Below are 19,696 nucleotides of genomic sequence, written 5' to 3' on the forward strand. Positions count from 1 at the left end.
AAAAGTATAAAAACGGTCAATAAATAACCAATGAGTGAGTGTAAATCACTCATTGCCGATGTAATCTAGTCAATCGAGTTATCTGGATCGATATTTTTTTGGTGAATGTGTTCGGCTTTCTAATTCACAGGGTTATTAGCCTACGTGAAACAAATTATAAAATTAACTTACCTGTAACAAAATTACAGAATTGGTGGTTTTTTTGTGCTTTTTACATGATTCAGTGGTCGGATGAGTGGTAAACTTTCAATCAATGCGGTAAAATTTTGTCCAGTTACCAATTTTGTTTATTTTACTTTCAACGCCACGCGGTAATCGGCCCTCTGCGAATTAGGGCTAGCGGTTACATAAAGGCGTTTTAAAGGAGGGTTATTATGACCATGTACAACGCATACCCATTGCATCAGGTTATTTTGCGTCGCATTGCAGTGATTCTGGTGGGGTTATTAGCGCTACCGGTGATGCTTTTCCGCAAAGACCGCGCCCGCTTCTATAGCTATCTGCACCGTGTCTGGCTCAAAACCAGTGATAAACCCGTCTGGCTGGCACAGTCTGAAATGGCGCCGCAAGATTTTTATTGATTGCTAAACTATCAGGTTTGCAACGGTAAATTGCAGTAAAGTAAAAGGCCCGTGGGTGAATACTCATGGGCTTTTTTATTGGGTGATGGAGAATAAAATGCCGCAAAACAGTCAGATGTCGCAAACACCGAGTATTGTATATTGCCATGCGCGCGATGAACTCGATGCCCTCTGTGAGGCGGGTATTACCCGTGGCAAATTAATGGAGTTTCATAGCCGATATAAATTAGTGTTATTAGCGCATTCACAACCGGAATACCGTGAAATTGGACCTTTTATTGCGGCAATGGATAAATGGCCATCATTGATTGAGTTTACTGCTGAGTATCGCCAGCGTTTACTGCATTTACTGTCCCATTCTCCGACGGTGGCTAACCACACTAATGTGCTGATGCATGCGCAGGGCTATTTTCGGCCTTATCTCACCTCAGCGCAGCGTCAGGCTTTGGCACAGCTTATTGATCAATATCGTTTAGGTAAATTGCCTCTCAGCACGCCGATTGCGCAGATAGCGACCTATCAGGTTGAATTTCCAAATGATTATCTGGCTGGGCAGCACTATTTTACGTTTTATTCAGCGCAAGGCTAAAGCATGGCTATACATCTTATTTGGTTCCGTAATGATTTACGTCTAACTGATAATCTGGCGCTACACGCGGCATGTCAGGATCCACAAGCCATTGTAATGGCAGTATTTATCGCCACGCCAGCCCAATGGGCGGCGCATGACATGGCACCGCGACAGGCGGCATTTTTGCTGCAAAATCTGCAATTATTGCAGGATGCGCTCGGCGCACGGGGAATCCCGCTGCACTATCATCAGTGTGATGATTTTAAGGCCTCGATAATCTGGCTGAATGATTTTTGTCAGCAACAGCATGTAGATGCGCTGTTTTATAACCAACAGTATGAGTTGAATGAACGTGTGCGCGATGAGGCATTGACGACATTACTGAGTCAACGCGCTATCGCCTGTCACGGCTTTCATGACAGTGTGCTATTGCCGCCGGGCACTGTCCTGACGGGCAATAATGAAATGTATAAAGTTTTCACTCCGTTTCGCCGTGCATTTATCCAGCGGTTAATGATGAGTGATTGCCGCAGTGTTCCGGCACCGAAAGCCCGTGCCACCGCAGTTGTGCCCCCCGCGCAACCCTTGGCTCCTTTCGATTACCCACAACAGCCAGTTGATAATCAGCTATTCCCTGCGGGGGAAGAGGCCGCGCTACAGCGTTTGCGCCGTTTTTGTCGCGAGGATGCGCCGGACTATCAGCAGCAACGTGATTTCCCCGCAGTTGCGGGCACCAGTTGCCTGTCACCTTATCTGGCGCTGGGAATACTTTCGCCTCGTCAATGTGTTAATCGCCTACGCGCTGAATGTCCGGAGGTGCTGGAGAATGCCGATGGTGGAGCCTTTATCTGGCTTAATGAGTTGATATGGCGTGAATTTTATCGTCATTTACTGGTAGCCTATCCTCGGTTATGCCAGCACCATCCCTTTATTACCTGGACTGATGCAGTAATATGGAACCACTCAGAACAGCAATTAATCGCCTGGCAGCAGGGGCGAACAGGGTATCCTATTGTTGATGCAGCAATGCGGCAGCTCAATGCCACAGGTTGGATGCATAACCGCTTGCGGATGATCAGTGCCAGTTTTCTGGTCAAAGACTTGTTGATCGACTGGCGGCACGGCGAACGCTATTTTATGTCGCAATTATTGGACGGTGATTTGGCCGCTAATAATGGCGGTTGGCAGTGGGCAGCATCAACCGGGACTGATGCCGCACCCTATTTTCGCATCTTTAATCCCACCACGCAGGGAGAGCGTTTTGATAAAGATGGCGCTTTTATTCGCCGCTGGTTACCTGAGTTGGCGGCAGTACCCGACAGCGATATCCATCAACCATGGCGTTGGGCCGAGCGACAGCAGCAACCATTGGATTACCCACCACCGCTGGTGGACCATAAGCAGGCCAGATTGGCTACACTCGCGGCATTTGAAGCCGCTAAGCGGGATGGCAGCAAGGATCCCTAATCACCTGGAGCCTTCATGTTTTTGACTTATATTTCGACTCAATCGGCAGCAACTGTCAGTCAAGTCAGCAGTAATAAGCGCCGTAACCGGCTGCTTAACGCCGGATTGGTTTTCTCTTTTAGCCTCTATAGCACCTTGGCGGCGGCAGGGTTTGAAGTGGTGGCTCTGGGGGTAGATGGCGGTGTCAGTGATGGCAATCTGACTTCCTATCTGATTCGTGATGATAGCCAGCCAGTGTATTTGGCGTTGGATGCCGGTTCGGTGTTGCCGGGGATAGCCAAGGCGCTAGATAAAGGTCATTTTTCTGATGTGACAGCCGAACAGGCCGCTCCGCTCACTCGGCAGGGTTATGTTTTTCGCCAAAGCATCAACAGCTATTTTATTAGCCATGCCCATCTTGACCATGTATCTGGCCTGATTATTGGTTCACCGGAAGACAGTAAAAAAACTATTTATGCATCAGCCGATACTATTGATGTATTGCGGAACTACTATTTTAACTGGCGTGTCTGGCCCAATTTTACCGACAGTGGCAGTGGCACACGTTTGGGGACCTACCGCATGCAACTGGTGCGCCCGAATCAGCCTTTAAGCTTAGGGCTAACCCGTTTAACCGGCGAAATGTATCCGCTCAGTCATGATAAATCGCTATCTTCTATGTTGCTGATTAGCAGCAATATTATCGCCAGCAATAAAGCGGCTTTTGCCTATTTTGGCGATACCGGCCCGGATGAGATAGAAAAGTCAAAAAATCTGGATACAGTGTGGCGCAAGTTGGCTGAAAAGGTCCAAAAGCAGCAGTTGAAAGGGATGATTATTGAAGTTTCATATCCTAATGAAGTGGATGATGGCAAATTGTATGGCCACATGACCCCCAAGTGGTTACTGAAAGAATTGAAGAATCTTGAGAAGTACAGCGGCGAAGGGCAGCCATTAAAAGGCTTGCCGGTGGTTATTAGCCATATCAAACCCTCATTCAAACAGGGCCAGGATGTGCGCAAAGTGATTGCGGCCGAGCTTACGCAAGGTAATGATATGGGGGTTAATTTTATCATTATGGATCAAGGTGATAGCCGGAAATTTTAAATATTCCCTTCGTACTTGAAGCCGCAGGGGTGTTAGCTACGTTCACAAACCCGAATCACTTACTTGAGTAAGCTCATCGGGATTAATGAGCCTCATCCTTGAGGCTCACCCTACGGGCTAGCATAAATGCTGTTCAAATCGGTTCCCGACCAATTTGTCTCTCGCTTGCTGCCTACCTGCACCTACAATTACTTTGGGTATATATATCTTAATAGAATTGATTTAATAGCATCTATTTATGGGGCTAATGAAATGCGTAATACCGAACTCGAAACTCTACTCAATAATCAGCTTAATATCTCAGCTTTTCAAGACTATGCACCCAACGGTTTGCAGGTTGAAGGAAAGGCGGAGGTAAAGCGTATTGTTACTGGTGTCACGGCCAGTCAGGCGCTGCTGGATGCGGCGGTGGCGCAGCAGGCGGATGCCATTTTGGTGCATCACGGTTATTTCTGGAAAAATGAACCGGCAGTAGTGCGGGGAATGAAACGTAACCGACTGAAAACCTTATTAATCAACGACATCAATCTGTATGGCTACCATTTGCCGCTGGATGCACACCCGGAATTAGGCAATAACGCGCAACTGGCGAAATTACTGGGAATTCGGGTGGAGGGAGAAATTGAATCTCTGCTGCCGTATGGTGAATTTGATGCGCCACTAAATGCTGTGATTTTACGTGAGCGATTGGAAAAATTATTGGGGCGTCCGGTGTTACATTGTGGTGAACACGCGCCGACGGATGTGCGCCGTATCGCCTGGTGTAGCGGGGGCGGGCAAGGATATATTCAGCAAGCCGCTGAGTTTGGTGTCGATGCATTTATAACTGGCGAGGTTTCTGAGCAAACTATTCATATCGCCCGTGAGATGGGAGTGAATTTTTATGCGGCTGGGCACCACGCAACTGAGCGCTATGGCATTAAAGCGCTAGGTGAATGGCTCGTAACCCACTATCAACTTGATGTTATCTTTATTGATATTCCTAACCCCGCATGACCTAATACGGTAACTTATGCACCGGCGATAAGCCTCGGTGCATAAGTTACCGTTGATATTCCCTCCACCACACAGTAATAAACCCCACATAATAAAAGGTTTATCGGCCGCTCAGCTATTTGAAATCCTCATCTGGCTGCCGTTGAGCGATAAATCTGCAATTTTTAAGAATATCTCGGTGCTTCCCTCTGATTTTAAATAAGAAAAAATCGCACAATTATCGCTATCATTGTTAAAAAACCTTAAAAATAAGCAGTTACAGTGATTAATATGGGTCTTTTCACCCAGTTTAGTGATTGTTCACAGCTATAGGTTAATTCAGTTCTATTGACAGCGGCTAGGCGCTAACGCATAAATATAAACTTATAACGATTATTTATATAAAAACAAAAGCTATAGGGGACGGGAGTGCAACGAGCTCGATGCTATTTACTGGGAGAAAGTGCGGTGGTTCTGGAGTTAGAACCGCCGGTCACATTAACAAGCCAGCAACGGATTTGGGGGCTAGCTGATCGCCTGATTCATCATCCCGATGTTCTTGAAGCTATCCCCGGAATGAATAACCTAACTTTATTGCTGACAGATCCACAGCATACCGCGCTGGATGCCATTGAACGGCTGCAACGCTGGTGGGAAGAGAGTGAGTCATTAGTCCCTGAATCGCGCGATGTCACTATCCCGGTTATTTATGGCGGTGAAGCAGGGCCAGATCTGGCTGAAGTGGCGCGTCATACCGGCATGACGGAGCGTCAGGTGGTTGAGTGCCATGCGGGGGCGAGCTATATCGTCTATTTTCTTGGGTTCCAACCGGGCTTTTCATATCTGGGGGGAATGCCGGAACAACTGGCAACACCACGGCGCGCTGAGCCACGGCTGGTGGTTCCTACGGGTTCTGTTGGGATTGGCGGGAGCCAAACCGGTATTTATCCGCTGGCCACTCCGGGTGGCTGGCAGCTTATTGGCCGCACATCATTGGCGCTCTTTAATCCGTTAGAAATGCCGCCAACCTTATTGCGGCCTGGTGACAATGTGCGCTTCCTGCCCTTAAAGGAGGGCGTATGCTGAAAATAATTCGTGCAGGTATTTATACCACAGTGCAAGACAGTGGCCGCGGCGGTTTTCGCCGTTTAGGTATCAGTCAGGGCGGCGCGCTCGACTTACCGGCGCTGAGTATGGCGAATATGCTAGTAGGGAATGATGCTGGCGCTGCCGGGTTGGAAATTACATTGGGCCAATTTATGGCTGAATTTACCCAACCGGGCTGGATTGCGGTCACTGGCGCGGGCTGTGAGGCGATGTTGGGTGACCAACTGCTCTGGACGGGCTGGCGTTACCCGGTCAAGCCCGGTCAACAGTTAAAACTCAGTGTGCCGCACCATGGTATGCGTAGTTATCTGGCGATTTCCGGCGGTATTGATGCGCCGGAATGCTTGGGGTCGCGCAGTACAGATTTAAAAGCGGGCTTTGGTGGTCATCAGGGACGGTTGATTAAAGAGGGCGACAACTTGCCATTGGGCCAGCCGACTCGTTTACCGCGTGAATCTGTTGGTATAAAACAAATGTTATTTGGTAACCGGGTGCGCGCGGTACCGGGGCCGGAATATCATGAGTTTGACGATGTTGCGCAGGGCGCTTTCTGGCGCGAGGCTTGGCAACTCAGCCCGCAAAGTAACCGGATGGGATATCGCCTGACAGGGCGTGAGTTAACTCGCACCACTTCACGCGAGATGTTATCGCACGGTTTATTGCCCGGTGTGGTGCAAGTGCCGCATAACGGCCAGCCCATTGTGTTGATGGCGGATGCACAAACGACTGGCGGTTATCCGCGTATTGCCTGCGTGATTGAAGCAGATCTCTACCATTTGGCGCAACTTAGGCTCGGAGAGTCAGTGCATTTTGTTCAGTGCAGCGTCGAAGAGGCACTGCGTGCCAAGTCAGAACAACGCCATTATCTACAGCAGATTGAATGGGGCTTACAGCAAGGTTTTGAGACTGTGGAGGCTAAATGCACGGAGGCCAAATGAAGGTTGATTTAAATGCAGATTTAGGTGAGGGCTGTGCCAATGATCAGGCACTGTTACAATTAGTCAGTTCCGCCAATATCGCCTGTGGTTTTCATGCGGGTGACGCGCAGACCATGCGCCAATCAGTGCGCTGGGCTATGGAGTATGGGGTGGCTATTGGCGCACACCCGAGCTTCCCGGATCGTGAGAACTTTGGTCGCACCGCCATGCAGTTACCGCCCGAGACAGTTTTCGCGCAAGTGGTTTACCAACTGGGTGCGCTGGCCGCCATCGTGAAAGCCGAAGGGGGGATTATGCAGCATGTGAAACCGCACGGCATGTTGTACAACCAGGCGGCATTGGATTCGCAACTGGCAGAGGCTATTGCTCAGGCGGTTAAGGCTGTCGACCCGTCGTTGCGCTTGGTGGGATTAGCGGGGAGCGAACTCATCCGCGCCGGTGAGCGAGTGGGCTTAGTGACTCGACAAGAAGTATTTGCTGACCGCCGCTATCAAGGCGATGGCACCTTGGTGCCGCGCAATCAACCTGATGCGCTGATCGAAAGTGACGATTTGGCTTTGTCACAAACCTTAGACATGGTGCAACGTCATCAAGTGCAGGCGCGTGATGGCAACTGGGTGCCGGTGCAGGCGGACACGGTTTGTGTACACGGTGATGGTGCCCATGCATTGCATTTTGCCCGCCGTTTACGTGACAGTTTTCAGCAGCAAAATATCATCATCACCGCGCAATAAGAGACATTAAAACTCTATTTTGATCATAAGCGCCAGTCCTGATCGCAATAGCATTACAGATATAAATCTATAACATTTTCAATATAATGACAGGAGCGTCATCTTGGAACAAACAGTCAACCTTTGGCCGCTGATAGGGATCGCGGCAATTATAATCGGATTTTTACTGCGCATTAACGCCGTCTTGGTGGTGATAAGCGCCGGGATCATCACGGGCGTGGCAGCATTGATGCCAATAGCCACCATTTTAGAAAAACTGGGTGAGGGGTTTCTCAACACCCGTAATCTGCCCCTGATTCTGTTACTGCCGTTGGCGGTTATTGGCTTGCTGGAGCGTCATGGCCTGAAAGAGCGGGCGCAGGCGTGGATTTCGCAAATTAAAGTGCCACTTCTGGCCGCTTATTGATTGTGTATTTATTTGTCCGTGAAGCCACGGCAGCGCTGGGGTTAACCAGCCTCGGCGGTCATGCACAGATGGTGCGGCCGCTATTGGCTCCGATGGCGGAAGGGGCGGCGAAAACCCGTTATGGCGAGCTGCCGGAAAAAGTACGTTATCGTCTGCGCGCCATGTCGGCCGCGACAGATAACGTGGGGCTGTTCTTTGGTGAAGATATTTTTGTCGCCTTCGGTGCCATCATTTTTATGCATAACTTTATGCTGGAGTCCGGTGGTATCCAAACTGAGCCGCTGCATATCGCCCTGTGGGGGATCCCGACGGCGATTTGTGCTTTCTTGATTCATGCCTATCGCTTACAACGTTTAGATAAACATCTCGCCGCTGAATTAACCGCGTTGAATCAGTCTGCCCTGGCAACCAAGGGAGACAACAAATGATTTTCCAACAACAATATTTATATTGGCTAGCTGGCGCTGTATTGCTGATGGTCGCAGTGATGTCGTTTCGCGATAAAGCTAACCCGCGCCGTGTGACAACCGGGCTGTTTTGGGGGTTGTACGGGCTGATTTTCCTGGTCGGAGATTGGACTTACCGCTTGGCAAATACCTTGGCGGGCGAGGGGCCAGATGAGAAGCGAGTTCTCAATATCACTGTCGGTGTGGTGGTCATTATTATGGCGCTAATTGCCGGTTTCGGCGGGGTAAAACTGGGCAGTTATCATCAGCGCACCGAGCAAGAGCGCGAAGTGAGCGCCAAGCGCCTCGGTAACCGGCTGTTTCTTCCGGCACTGACCATCCCTGTGGTGACGGTTATCGGCGTGCTGCTGTTTAATAATATTCCGGCTTTGGATCTGTGGTTATTTGGTGCCGGTAACCACGCCACTTTGGTGACCTTATTCTCAATGACGGTCGGCTGTGTACTCGGCTTGCTGATTGCGGTGTTCCTAACCCGCGAAACGGCTGCTCAGCCAGTGCAAGAAGCGCGGCGTTTGCTGGATTCCATCGGTTGGGCATTTATTTTGCCGCAGATTCTGGCGACGCTCGGCCTGCTGTTTACTACTGCGGGTGTTGGGACGGCGATTGCACATCTGACTCAGGAATATCTGGCGGTAGATCATCGCCTTATTGCCGTGGCAGTCTATGCTATTGGCATGGCGGTGTTAACCATGATCATGGGTAATGCCTTTGCGGCTTTCCCTATTGTCACTGCCGGTATTGGTATCCCCATTTTAGTGTTGCAGCACGGTGGTAACCCCGCAGTGATGGCCGCTATCGGGATGTTCTCAGGTTATTGCGGTACTCTAATGACCCCAATGGCGGCCAACTTTAACATTGTTCCTGCTGCATTATTGGAGCTGCCAGATAAAAATGCGGTGATCAAAGCTCAGATCCCAACAGGGGTCACTCTCTTGATTGTTAACGTATTTTTACTGTATTTCTTGATGTTCCTCTAGGAGAGACGATGAAAAGTGTATTAATTACCGGGTTTGAGCCATTTGACGGGGAGCGGGTTAATCCTTCCTGGGAAGTGGTCAAACAGCTCAATGATCTGATGCTCGGCGGGGCCAAAGTGGTGGCCCGCCAATTACCTTGCGCTTTTGGCGAAGCCCTGATCGCGTTGAATGCCGCCATAGATGAAGTTCAGCCAGTATTGGTGTTGGCTATTGGTCAGGCGGGAGGCCGTGCCGAGATTAGCATCGAGCGGGTGGCCATTAATATTGACGACGCCCGCATTGCAGACAATCTGGGAAAGCAGCCCATAGACCAGCCAATAGTGGAAAATGGCCCGGCAGCCTACTTCACCCGTCTGCCTATCAAGGCCATGGTGCAGGGCATTCGCGAGGCGGGAATTCCGGCCTCAGTGTCTCAAACTGCCGGAACCTATGTCTGTAACCACGTAATGTACGGTTTATTACATCGGTTACATCAGGCTAATGATGAAGTTAAGGGTGGTTTTATTCATATCCCTTATTTACCGGAACAGGCAGTAAACCACCCTGGCGCGCCAAGTATGTCAGCGCACTCCGTGGTGATTGCTTTGGAACTGGCGATTTCCATCGCCTTACAAATTGATCATGATTCGCACATTGCCGGTGGTGCAATCCACTGATCCTACCTTTCGTCCTTGAAGCTACAGGGGTGTTTGCTTGCTGCCTACCTGTAACTCCAATGAGTTTGGGTATAAAAAACGCCACCTAAGAGGGTGGCGTTTTTACATCAAATAGCAAAAAGTCGGCCTATTACTTCAGTTGGCTCTTAAAATCACGTTCTGCATAACCGGTATAAAGTTGGCGCGGACGGGCAATTTTAATGCCTTCGTCGTGCATTTCATTCCAGTGAGCAATCCAGCCAATAGTACGGGCGATAGCAAAGATTACCGTGAACATAGAAGATGGAATTCCCAACGCTTTCAGGATGATACCTGAATAGAAATCGACGTTTGGATACAGTTTTCTCTCGATGAAGTACGGGTCGTTCAGCGCAATATGCTCTAACTCCATCGCCACTTTCAGCAAGTCGTCTTCCAGTTTTAGCTCTTTCAGCACTTCATGACAGGTCTCACGCATAACAGTTGCGCGCGGATCGTGGTTTTTATACACACGGTGACCGAAGCCCATCAGACGGAATGAGTCATTTTTATCTTTTGCACGACGGATAAACTCTGGAATGTGCTCAACAGTTTTAATCTCTTCCAGCATCTTCAGACAGGCTTCATTAGCACCGCCGTGAGCTGGCCCCCACAGGGAAGCGATCCCCGCAGCGATACAAGCAAACGGGTTCGCACCAGAAGACCCGGCGGTGCGCACCGTAGATGTCGAAGCATTTTGCTCATGGTCGGCATGCAGGATGAAAATGCGATCCATAGCGCGTTCCAGTACCGGGTTAACTTCGTATTTCTCACAAGGTGTAGAGAACATCATGTTCAGGAAGTTACCGGCATAGGACAGGTCGTTACGCGGATAAACAAATGGCTGGCCGATGGAATATTTGTAACACATCGCGGCGACCGTCGGCATTTTGGACAGCAGGCGGAAAGCGGTGATTTCACGATGGCGCTCATTATTGACATCCAGCGCATCGTGGTAGAAAGCCGCCAGTGCGCCCGTCACCCCACAGAGCACGGCCATTGGGTGTGAGTCGCGGCGAAATCCGCGGAACAGGCTGGTTATCTGTTCGTGGATCATGGTATGGCGGGTGACTGTCGCTTTGAAGGTTTCATACTCTTCTGCGGTCGGAGTTTCGCCATACAATAAGATGTAGCAAACTTCCAGATAAGTAGAGTTCTTGGCCAATTGGGCAATTGGGAAGCCTCGGTGCAGCAGAATACCTTCGTCACCATCAATATAAGTGATTTTTGATTCGCAGGATGCGGTAGAGGTAAAACCGGGGTCAAAGGTAAAATAACCTTTAGAACCTAGGGCACGAACATCAATAACGTCAGTGCCGATGGTCGGGGATAGCACGCCCAGTTCGATCGCAGCTTCGCCGTCCAGATTCAGCGTCGCTTTTTTGTTAGCCATTTACAGTCTCCTTAGCGCTTATTTTAAAACCCCTAACAATCTAAATGTCTTGGATACCCGCAGGGCATTCCCTCATCAGCACGTCTCTGTGTTCACCTTGAAAAGTGAATTAGGGTACAGAGTGTCTTACCAATGCGGCGGACGACTCAATCATGCGAATCGTCAACTGACGTTGCTTTTTTGTTAGAGATTTGTTGATTTCTTATAATTCGTTTTTCATTTTCCTACGAAACATATGGGGGTAATTACTGAGTACACTGTTGCATAACTTAAGCTTATGGGGAAGTGTATCCGCACACCTTTAGTGAATGATAGGGTTTGTTTTCACCATAGTTGTAATTTAAATGTTTATTCTTTGTCAAATCAGATAATTAATTTTATGCCAATTATGTAAATCGTGATCGTAATCACTGTTCAGGGGAAATGTTACCAATCAGATTGTGTGGGAATTGTAATAAGAATGTGAACCCCCTATACTGCCGCCAGGTCTCCGGATTACCCTGAAGTAGGAGCACCCAGCGTTATATAGAACACGTCATCTAAGCATTCAGGATGTTATGTTTAAATGTGCGATGTGAAGGGTTTCGGCTCTTAACGCTGTCTGATCCACGCCCAGGCCCGGAGGAAGGAAAATAATAAGAGCTGTGTGGGCAAAACCGTGAAAAAACAAAGACCTGTCAATTTGGATCTGCAAACGATTCGATTTCCTGTTACTGCGATAGCGTCCATTTTACACCGAGTCTCTGGCGTAATTACTTTCGTTGCCGTGGGTATCCTCCTTTGGCTGTTAGGTTTGTCTGTCTCTTCGCAAGAAGGGTTCATACAAGCTGCGGCTGTCATGAATAGCTTTTTTGTTAAATTCATCTTCTGGGGAATACTGACTGCGCTGGCCTATCACATTTGCGGTGGCATCCGTCACTTGTTAATGGATTTCGGCTATATCGAAGAGAGCTTGGCTGCGGGGACCCGCTCCGCCCAAGTAGCAATGGTGTTAACCTTGGTGCTGTCAGTTTTAGCTGGAGTCCTTGTATGGTAAGCAATGCTTCTGCGTTAGGGCGTAATGGCGTACACGACTGGCTGTTACTACGTGCTTCTGCGATCGTCATCACTCTGTATGTTCTTTATATTCTGGGCTTTGTCGTCATTGTCCCAGATATCACCTACGAAATCTGGCGTGGCTTCTTTGCTTCGCACATCACAAAAGTGTTTACCCTGCTGACATTGCTGTCGATTCTGGCTCACGCCTGGATTGGTTTGTGGCAGGTATTAACGGACTATATCAAGCCGATAGCGATACGACTGGTGTTGCAACTAGCCGTCGTGATTACGCTGCTGGTTTATCTATTATATGGAACCATTGTGGTGTGGGGTGCTTAAATGAAACTGCCGGTCAGAGAGTTTGATGCTGTTGTTGTTGGTGCGGGCGGCGCAGGTATGCGCGCGGCACTGCAAATTTCACAAATGGGGCTGTCGTGCGCCCTGATATCCAAAGTTTTCCCAACCCGTTCCCATACCGTATCTGCGCAAGGGGGTATCACTGTTGCGCTGGGTAATACCCATGAAGATAACTGGGAATGGCATATGTATGACACGGTAAAGGGTTCCGATTATATCGGTGACCAGGATGCCATTGAGTATATGTGTAAAACCGGCCCTGAAGCTGTCCTTGAGCTGGAACACATGGGGCTACCTTTCTCCCGTTTAGAAGATGGCAGCATTTATCAGCGGCCATTTGGTGGGCAGTCGCTCAACTTTGGCGGTGAGCAAGCGGCGCGTACTGCGGCGGCGGCTGACCGTACCGGGCATGCACTGTTACACACCCTTTATCAGCAAAACCTGAAAAATCACACCACGATTTTCTCCGAATGGTATGCACTGGATTTAGTGAAGAATCAGGACGGCGCTTTTGTGGGCTGTACCGCTATCTGCATTGAAACCGGTGAAGTGGTCTATTTCAAAGCGCGGGCGACTGTGCTGGCGACCGGCGGTGCTGGACGTATTTACCAGTCAACCACCAATGCGCACATTAATACCGGTGACGGTGTGGGCATGGCCCTGCGTGCCGGTGTTCCGGTGCAGGACATGGAAATGTGGCAATTCCACCCGACGGGTATCGCCGGGGCGGGTGTGTTGGTGACCGAGGGTTGCCGTGGTGAAGGCGGTTATCTGCTGAATAAACACGGCGAGCGCTTTATGGAGCGTTATGCGCCAAACGCCAAAGATTTGGCGGGTCGTGATGTTGTCGCGCGCTCCATTATGATTGAAATCCGTGAAGGCCGTGGTTGTGATGGCCCGTGGGGCCCGCATGCTAAATTGAAGTTGGATCACTTGGGTAAAGATGTGCTGGAATCCCGCCTGCCGGGCATTCTTGAGCTATCACGCACCTTTGCTCACGTTGACCCAATTAAAGAACCGATCCCGGTTATCCCAACTTGTCATTATATGATGGGCGGAATTCCGACCAAAGTAACTGGCCAGGCCATTACAGTTAATGAAAAGGGTGAAGATGTTGTCATCCCAGGTTTGTTTGCTGTGGGTGAAATTGCCTGTGTTTCCGTCCACGGTGCAAACCGTTTGGGAGGTAACTCATTGCTGGACTTGGTGGTATTTGGTCGCGCAGCCGGTATGCATCTGCAAGAGTCTTTGATGGAGCAGGGCGCTAGCCGCGATGCCAGTGATTCTGATATCGAAGCATCACTGGAGCGCATGAACCGTTGGAATAACACCCGCTCAGGTGAAGACCCGGTTGAGATCCGCAAAGCATTACAGGCCTGTATGCAGAATAACTTCTCGGTGTTCCGTGAAGGTGATGCTATGGCCAATGGTTTGGAAGAACTAAAAACTATCCGCGAACGTCTGCAAAATGCCCGTTTGGATGACACCTCCAGTGAATTCAATACCCAGCGTATTGAATGTCTGGAATTGGACAACCTGATGGAAACCGCGTTTTCCACTGCCGTGTCTGCAAACTTCCGTACCGAAAGCCGTGGCGCGCATAGCCGCTTCGACTTCCCGGAACGTGATGATGCTAACTGGTTGTGTCACTCGCTCTATTTGCCAGACACCGAAAGCATGACCCGCCGTGAGGTAAACATGCAACCTAAGCTACGCGCGGCCTTCCCGCCGAAAGTGCGTTCTTACTAATGCATGTGTTGTGTTGATAGGGTTAAATTCTAACCCGTTGCGGAGGAAAAGGTCATGAAGCTTGAGTTTTCAATTTATCGCTATAACCCGGACGTCGATAACGCGCCGCATATGCAGGATTATACCCTCGAAGCGGAAGAAGGCCGGGATATGATGTTGCTGGATGCCCTTATCCAGTTAAAAGAAAAAGATCCGACGCTGTCGTTTCGTCGCTCATGCCGTGAAGGTGTTTGTGGCTCAGACGGGTTGAATATGAATGGCAAAAATGGGCTGGCATGCATTACACCGGTTTCGGCTTTGCAAAAAGGCAATAAAAAGATTGTGATTCGCCCATTACCGGGGTTGCCGGTGGTGCGGGATTTAGTGGTCGATATGGGGCAGTTTTATACTCAATATGAGAAAATTAAACCTTACCTGTTGAATGATGGCAAAAATCCGCCAGCACGTGAGCATTTACAATCGCCGGAACAGCGCGAAAAACTGGATGGTTTGTATGAATGTATCCTGTGTGCCTGTTGCTCCACATCTTGCCCGTCATTTTGGTGGAATCCGGATAAATTTGTTGGCCCAGCAGGGTTACTGGCTGCCTATCGCTTCCTGATAGATAGCCGTGATACTGAAACAACAGCACGTTTGGATGATCTGGACGACGCTTTTAGTGTTTTCCGCTGCCATAGCATCATGAATTGTGTCAGTGTTTGTCCTAAAGGCCTTAACCCGACCAAAGCAATTGGTCACATTAAGTCTATGTTGTTACAGCGTAGCGCATGATAGTTACAGCGTAGCGCATGATAGTTACAGCGTAGCGCATGATAGTTACAGCATAGTGCATGATAAGCGCTACAGTGCACATGATAGTTGCAACGTAGTACATGATGTGAGTTTATTAACCTGGGGATGTTTCCCCAGGTTGCTTAAAGGTAGGGAATCTCTAAAAGCCGACAAATTGTCCGTTTTTAGAGGTTCCTTGAACGGGACCGTTAAGGTCCATAACAGAACGTGTATTAAGCACGTCGAGTGAACCGTTTTTACGGCAAACCGTTGATATTACGGTGTATATGTTAACCACGGCGAAAACTGAAGCTTCAAAGCTTAAGGGATCATGATGCAGAACGGCGCAATGAAGGCCTGGCTGGATTCCTCCTATCTGGCGGGCGCGAACCAGTCCTACATAGAGCAGCTCTATGAAGACTTTTTAACCGATCCTGGTTCCGTTGATGATAGTTGGCGTTCAATTTTTCTACAACTACCTACGACGGGTGTAAAACCTGATCAGTTCCACTCTCAAACACGTGAGTATTTCCGTCGCCTGGCGAAGGATCCCTCTCGTTATAACTCATCCATCAGTGATCCTGAAAATGATGCCAAGCAAGTTAAGGTGTTGCAGTTAATCAATGCCTTCCGCTTCCGCGGCCATCAACATGCCAACCTAGACCCACTCGGTTTGTGGAAGCAGGAGTCTGTTCCAGACCTTGACCCTGCTTATCACCATCTGACCGAATCCGACTTCCAGAACACTTTCAATGTGGGTTCTTTTGCTATCGGCAAAGAAACCATGAAGCTGTCTGACTTGTATGCGGCCCTGAAACAGACCTATTGTGGTTCGATTGGCGCTGAATACATGCACATCACCAATACTGAAGAGAAACGTTGGCTTCAGCAGCGGATTGAGTCGGTGGTCGGGAAACCAACATTCAGCGATGAAGAAAAGCGCCGCTTCCTGAGCGAACTGACTGCAGCTGAAGGTTTGGAGCGTTATTTAGGGGCTAAATTCCCTGGTGCTAAGCGTTTCTCACTGGAGGGCGGCGATTCGCTGGTCACCATGTTGAAAGAAATGATTCGCCATGCCGGTAAAAACGGAACACGTGAAGTGGTTCTGGGAATGGCGCACCGTGGCCGCCTGAACGTATTGATTAACGTGTTGGGTAAAAAACCGGAAGATTTGTTTGATGAATTCGCCGGCAAACATAAAGAGCATCTGGGGACTGGTGACGTTAAATATCACCAAGGTTTCTCATCCGATGTGGAAACCGAAGGCGGCCTGGTTCACTTGGCGCTGGCCTTTAACCCTTCACATTTGGAAATTGTTAGCCCAGTAGTCATCGGTTCTGTGCGAGCTCGTCGTGATCGTCTGGATGAAGCGCGCAGCAATATGGTATTGCCAATCACTATTCATGGTGATGCGGCGATTGCCGGGCAGGGCGTGGTGCAAGAAACATTGAACATGTCTCAAGCCCGTGGCTATGAAGTGGGCGGGACAGTGCGCATTGTTATCAACAACCAGATTGGTTTCACCACCTCGAACCCACTGGATGCGCGCTCTACCCAATACTGTACTGATATCGCCAAAATGGTGCAGGCCCCAATTTTCCACGTGAATGCTGATGATCCTGAAGCTGTGGCGTTTGTGACTCGTCTGGCGTTGGATTTCCGTAACACCTTTAAACGTGACGTGATGATCGACCTGGTTTGCTACCGCCGCCATGGGCATAACGAAGCCGATGAGCCAAGTGCAACACAGCCAGTGATGTATCAGAAGATCAAAAAACACCCGACGCCGCGCAAAATCTATGCTGACAAGCTGACTGAGCAAAATATCGCCAGCTTGGAAGATGCCACGGAAATGGTCAACCTGTACCGTGATGCACTGGATCATGGTGACTGTGTGGTGGAAGAATGGCGTCCAATGAATCTTCAATCCTTCACTTGGTCACCCTATCTGAACCACGAATGGGATGAAGAGTATCCAAGTAAAGTTGAGATGAAACGCCTGCAAGAGCTGGCGCGCCGTATCAGCCATGCGCCAGAAGCCATTGAAATGCAATCCCGTGTAGCCAAAATCTATGGCGACCGTGCTTTGATGGCAAGCGGCGAGAAACCATTTGACTGGGGCGGTGCTGAAACACTGGCTTACGCCACTCTGGTCGATGAAGGGATCCCCATTCGCTTATCTGGTGAAGATGCTGGGCGCGGGACTTTCTTCCATCGCCATGCGGTGATTCATAACCAGAAAAATGGCTCAGTTTATGTGCCATTGGCTAATGTTCACAGCGGGCAGGGCGATTTCCAGGTATGGGACTCCGTGTTATCGGAAGAAGCTGTTTTGGCGTTTGAATATGGTTATGCCACTGCAGAACCACGCACTCTGACTATCTGGGAAGCGCAGTTCGGTGACTTTGCCAACGGTGCTCAAGTCGTTATCGACCAGTTCATCAGCTCCGGCGAGCAGAAATGGGGCCGTATGTGTGGTCTGGTTATGCTGTTGCCGCACGGTTATGAAGGGCAAGGGCCAGAGCACTCCTCGGCACGATTGGAACGCTATCTGCAACTTTGCGCCGAACAAAACATGCAGGTGTGTATCCCTTCAACACCTGCACAGGTTTACCACATGATTCGCCGTCAGGCATTACGTGGTATGCGCCGTCCGCTGGTGGTGATGTCACCTAAATCATTGTTGCGTCATCCATTAGCAGTTTCTTCGCTGGATGAATTGGCTAATGGTAGCTTCTTACCCGCCATTGGTGAAATCGATGAGCTGGACCCGAAAGGCGTTAAGCGTGTCGTGATGTGCTCTGGCAAAGTTTATTATGATTTGCTGGAACAGCGACGCAAAAACGGGCAAACCGACGTTGCTATCGTGCGTATCGAGCAGCTTTATCCGTTCCCACATCACGCGGTACAAGCGGTGCTGGAACAATTTGCTCATGTGCATGATTTTGTTTGGTGTCAGGAAGAGCCGCTTAACCAGGGCGCCTGGTATTGCAGCCAGCATAACTTCCGTGAAGTGATCCCATTTGGCGCATCCTTGCGTTATGCAGGCCGTCCAGCATCAGCTTCACCGGCAGTTGGATACATTTCCGTACACCAAAAACAACAACAAGCGCTGGTTAATGACGCGCTGACTGTTGAATAGCGACCGGTTAACACATAAAGGATAGAGAATGAGTAGCGTAGATATTAATGTTCCTGACCTCCCTGAGTCTGTCGCCGATGGCTCTGTAGCAACCTGGCACAAGAAACCGGGCGATAGTGTCAAACGTGATGAAGTGCTGGTCGAAATTGAAACGGACAAAGTGATTCTGGAAGTTCCGGCGAGTCAGGACGGCATCTTGGATGTCATCTTGGAAGATGAGGGCGCGACCGTGCTCTCACGCCAGGTATTGGGCCGCATTCGCCCCAGTGACAGTTCCGGCTTACCGACGGAAGAAAAAAGCCAAAGCACGGAGTCAACTCCGGCTCAGCGCCAGACTGCTAGCTTGGAAGTTGAAAGCAACGATACTCTCAGCCCAGCGATTCGTCGCCTGATTGCTGAACATAGCCTTGATGCTTCGGCCATTAAAGGCAGTGGTGTGGGCGGGCGTATCACGCGTGAAGATGTCGATAGTCATCTGGCAAACCGGAAATCGGCTCCAGCCGCAGTGGAAACCAAAGTTGAAGCCGCCGCACCTGTAGCCGCTCTTGCTGGCCGCAGTGAAAAACGCGTGCCGATGACGCGTCTGCGTAAACGTGTTGCCGAGCGTCTGTTGGAAGCTAAAAACAGCACCGCGATGTTGACCACGTTTAACGAAATCAACATGAAGCCAATTATGGATCTGCGTAAGCAGTATGGCGAAGCTTTTGAGAAGCGCCACGGTGTCCGTTTGGGCTTTATGTCTTTCTATATCAAAGCGGTCGTTGAAGCACTGAAACGCTATCCAGAAGTGAATGCTTCCCTCGATGGCGAAGACGTGGTTTACCACAATTACTTTGATATTAGTATTGCCGTTTCTACTCCGCGTGGTCTGGTTACTCCGGTATTGCGTGATGTGGACACCATGGGCATGGCTGATATTGAGAAGAAAATCAAAGAACTGGCTATAAAAGGCCGTGACGGCAAATTGAAAGTTGAAGAACTGACCGGTGGTAATTTCACTATTACCAATGGCGGTGTATTCGGCTCATTGATGTCGACTCCGATCATTAACCCGCCACAAAGCGCAATCCTTGGCATGCATGCCATTAAAGACAGGCCTATGGCGGTAGAGGGTCAGGTAGTGATTCTGCCAATGATGTATCTGGCACTGTCCTACGATCACCGTTTGATTGACGGCCGTGAATCCGTTGGTTATTTGGTGACGGTAAAAGAGATGCTGGAAGATCCAGCTCGCTTACTGCTCGACGTATAAAAAAGATAAAT

Annotated in this window: 17 protein-coding genes and 1 pseudogene; 17 read left to right on the forward strand and 1 reads right to left on the reverse strand. The window is 49.5% G+C overall.

Translation table 11 applies throughout. From position 1 onward, the window contains the following. The first annotated feature begins 374 nt into the window (after positions 1 to 374). From OVO64_RS09745 to pcp, 11 genes and pseudogenes are all read left to right on the forward strand, one after another. Entirely contained in the window at positions 375 to 581 is a 207-nt protein-coding gene (locus tag OVO64_RS09745; RefSeq protein WP_145509442.1) for a YbfA family protein, read from the forward strand. Between the two features lie 97 nt (positions 582 to 678). Next, positions 679 to 1,170 (forward strand): YbgA family protein, encoded by a 492-nt coding sequence (locus OVO64_RS09750; protein WP_145509441.1) that lies wholly within the window; start codon positions 679 to 681, stop codon positions 1,168 to 1,170. Between the two features lie 3 nt (positions 1,171 to 1,173). Next, positions 1,174 to 2,619 (forward strand): deoxyribodipyrimidine photo-lyase, encoded by a 1,446-nt coding sequence (gene phrB / locus OVO64_RS09755; protein WP_145586376.1) that lies wholly within the window; start codon positions 1,174 to 1,176, stop codon positions 2,617 to 2,619. A gap of 15 nt (positions 2,620 to 2,634) precedes the next feature. Beyond that, complete coding sequence (locus tag OVO64_RS09760; RefSeq protein WP_038634682.1) at positions 2,635 to 3,705, forward strand: MBL fold metallo-hydrolase; 1,071 nt, start codon at positions 2,635 to 2,637, stop codon at positions 3,703 to 3,705. A 252-nt stretch (positions 3,706 to 3,957) separates the two neighbouring features. Next, on the forward strand, positions 3,958 to 4,701 hold the full coding sequence (locus tag OVO64_RS09765) for a type 2 GTP cyclohydrolase I (RefSeq protein WP_038634679.1): 744 nt from the start codon (positions 3,958 to 3,960) through the stop codon (positions 4,699 to 4,701). Positions 4,702 to 5,109: 408 nt separating this feature from the next. After that, positions 5,110 to 5,766: a 5-oxoprolinase subunit PxpB gene (gene pxpB / locus OVO64_RS09770; protein ID WP_032821154.1), complete on the forward strand. Its 657-nt coding sequence runs from the start codon at positions 5,110 to 5,112 to the stop codon at positions 5,764 to 5,766. Further along, positions 5,760 to 6,725 carry a 5-oxoprolinase subunit PxpC gene (pxpC, locus tag OVO64_RS09775; RefSeq protein WP_050291437.1) on the forward strand — a complete coding sequence of 322 codons (966 nt, stop codon included), beginning with the start codon at positions 5,760 to 5,762 and terminating at the stop codon, positions 6,723 to 6,725. Before pxpB ends, pxpC begins: the two co-directional genes overlap by 7 nt. Next, entirely contained in the window at positions 6,722 to 7,459 is a 738-nt protein-coding gene (gene pxpA, locus OVO64_RS09780; protein ID WP_038634675.1) for a 5-oxoprolinase subunit PxpA, read from the forward strand. Before pxpC ends, pxpA begins: the two co-directional genes overlap by 4 nt. Before the next feature lie 103 nt (positions 7,460 to 7,562). Further along, positions 7,563 to 8,293 (forward strand): annotated as a pseudogene (locus OVO64_RS09785) (DUF969 domain-containing protein). After that, complete coding sequence (locus OVO64_RS09790; protein ID WP_038634671.1) at positions 8,290 to 9,309, forward strand: DUF979 domain-containing protein; 1,020 nt, start codon at positions 8,290 to 8,292, stop codon at positions 9,307 to 9,309. The pseudogene OVO64_RS09785 and the gene OVO64_RS09790 overlap by 4 nt, the downstream one beginning before the upstream one ends. An 8-nt stretch (positions 9,310 to 9,317) precedes the next feature. Continuing rightward, entirely contained in the window at positions 9,318 to 9,965 is a 648-nt protein-coding gene (gene pcp, locus OVO64_RS09795) for a pyroglutamyl-peptidase I (protein ID WP_038634670.1), read from the forward strand. Positions 9,966 to 10,095: 130 nt separating this feature from the next. On the opposite strand, the gene OVO64_RS09800 is transcribed toward pcp, so the two are convergent. Next, on the reverse strand, positions 10,096 to 11,376 hold the full coding sequence (locus tag OVO64_RS09800; protein ID WP_038634668.1) for a citrate synthase: 1,281 nt from the start codon (positions 11,374 to 11,376) through the stop codon (positions 10,096 to 10,098). Positions 11,377 to 12,022: 646 nt separating this feature from the next. Between OVO64_RS09800 and sdhC the strand changes: the two genes are divergently transcribed. The 6 genes from sdhC to odhB all read left to right on the forward strand — a co-directional run bounded on the left by sdhC (position 12,023) and on the right by odhB (position 19,685). Continuing rightward, positions 12,023 to 12,412 carry a succinate dehydrogenase cytochrome b556 subunit gene (sdhC, locus tag OVO64_RS09805; RefSeq protein ID WP_038634666.1) on the forward strand — a complete coding sequence of 130 codons (390 nt, stop codon included), beginning with the start codon at positions 12,023 to 12,025 and terminating at the stop codon, positions 12,410 to 12,412. Further along, positions 12,406 to 12,753: a succinate dehydrogenase membrane anchor subunit gene (sdhD, locus tag OVO64_RS09810; RefSeq protein ID WP_004393318.1), complete on the forward strand. Its 348-nt coding sequence runs from the start codon at positions 12,406 to 12,408 to the stop codon at positions 12,751 to 12,753. Before sdhC ends, sdhD begins: the two co-directional genes overlap by 7 nt. Beyond that, complete coding sequence (gene sdhA, locus OVO64_RS09815; protein WP_038634661.1) at positions 12,754 to 14,520, forward strand: succinate dehydrogenase flavoprotein subunit; 1,767 nt, start codon at positions 12,754 to 12,756, stop codon at positions 14,518 to 14,520. A 54-nt stretch (positions 14,521 to 14,574) separates the two neighbouring features. Next, entirely contained in the window at positions 14,575 to 15,291 is a 717-nt protein-coding gene (locus OVO64_RS09820) for a succinate dehydrogenase iron-sulfur subunit (protein WP_005165479.1), read from the forward strand. A gap of 334 nt (positions 15,292 to 15,625) precedes the next feature. Further along, entirely contained in the window at positions 15,626 to 18,433 is a 2,808-nt protein-coding gene (sucA, locus tag OVO64_RS09825; RefSeq protein ID WP_038634658.1) for a 2-oxoglutarate dehydrogenase E1 component, read from the forward strand. A gap of 28 nt (positions 18,434 to 18,461) precedes the next feature. Continuing rightward, the gene (odhB, locus tag OVO64_RS09830; RefSeq protein ID WP_038634655.1) at positions 18,462 to 19,685 is read left to right on the forward strand and encodes a 2-oxoglutarate dehydrogenase complex dihydrolipoyllysine-residue succinyltransferase; all 1,224 of its coding nucleotides are present in this window, start codon (positions 18,462 to 18,464) and stop codon (positions 19,683 to 19,685) included. Positions 19,686 to 19,696 lie beyond the last annotated feature (11 nt).

The sequence above is a fragment of the Yersinia sp. Marseille-Q5920 genome (assembly GCF_946902935.1).
Taxonomy (GTDB): Bacteria; Pseudomonadota; Gammaproteobacteria; order Enterobacterales; family Enterobacteriaceae; genus Yersinia; species Yersinia rochesterensis.

Excerpts from the sequence above, each read along its gene's own strand:
- OVO64_RS09745 (WP_145509442.1), top strand. The coding sequence starts at position 375 with ATGACCATGTACAACGCATACCCATTGCATCAGGTTATTTTGCGTCGC.
- OVO64_RS09750 (WP_145509441.1), top strand. The coding sequence starts at position 679 with ATGCCGCAAAACAGTCAGATGTCGCAAACACCGAGTATTGTATATTGC.
- phrB (WP_145586376.1), top strand. The coding sequence starts at position 1,174 with ATGGCTATACATCTTATTTGGTTCCGTAATGATTTACGTCTAACTGAT.
- OVO64_RS09760 (WP_038634682.1), top strand. The coding sequence starts at position 2,635 with ATGTTTTTGACTTATATTTCGACTCAATCGGCAGCAACTGTCAGTCAA.
- OVO64_RS09765 (WP_038634679.1), top strand. The coding sequence starts at position 3,958 with ATGCGTAATACCGAACTCGAAACTCTACTCAATAATCAGCTTAATATC.
- pxpC (WP_050291437.1), top strand. The coding sequence starts at position 5,760 with ATGCTGAAAATAATTCGTGCAGGTATTTATACCACAGTGCAAGACAGT.
- pxpA (WP_038634675.1), top strand. The coding sequence starts at position 6,722 with ATGAAGGTTGATTTAAATGCAGATTTAGGTGAGGGCTGTGCCAATGAT.
- OVO64_RS09790 (WP_038634671.1), top strand. The coding sequence starts at position 8,290 with ATGATTTTCCAACAACAATATTTATATTGGCTAGCTGGCGCTGTATTG.
- pcp (WP_038634670.1), top strand. The coding sequence starts at position 9,318 with ATGAAAAGTGTATTAATTACCGGGTTTGAGCCATTTGACGGGGAGCGG.
- OVO64_RS09800 (WP_038634668.1), bottom strand. The coding sequence starts at position 11,376 with ATGGCTAACAAAAAAGCGACGCTGAATCTGGACGGCGAAGCTGCGATC.
- sdhD (WP_004393318.1), top strand. The coding sequence starts at position 12,406 with ATGGTAAGCAATGCTTCTGCGTTAGGGCGTAATGGCGTACACGACTGG.
- sdhA (WP_038634661.1), top strand. The coding sequence starts at position 12,754 with ATGAAACTGCCGGTCAGAGAGTTTGATGCTGTTGTTGTTGGTGCGGGC.
- OVO64_RS09820 (WP_005165479.1), top strand. The coding sequence starts at position 14,575 with ATGAAGCTTGAGTTTTCAATTTATCGCTATAACCCGGACGTCGATAAC.
- sucA (WP_038634658.1), top strand. The coding sequence starts at position 15,626 with ATGCAGAACGGCGCAATGAAGGCCTGGCTGGATTCCTCCTATCTGGCG.
- odhB (WP_038634655.1), top strand. The coding sequence starts at position 18,462 with ATGAGTAGCGTAGATATTAATGTTCCTGACCTCCCTGAGTCTGTCGCC.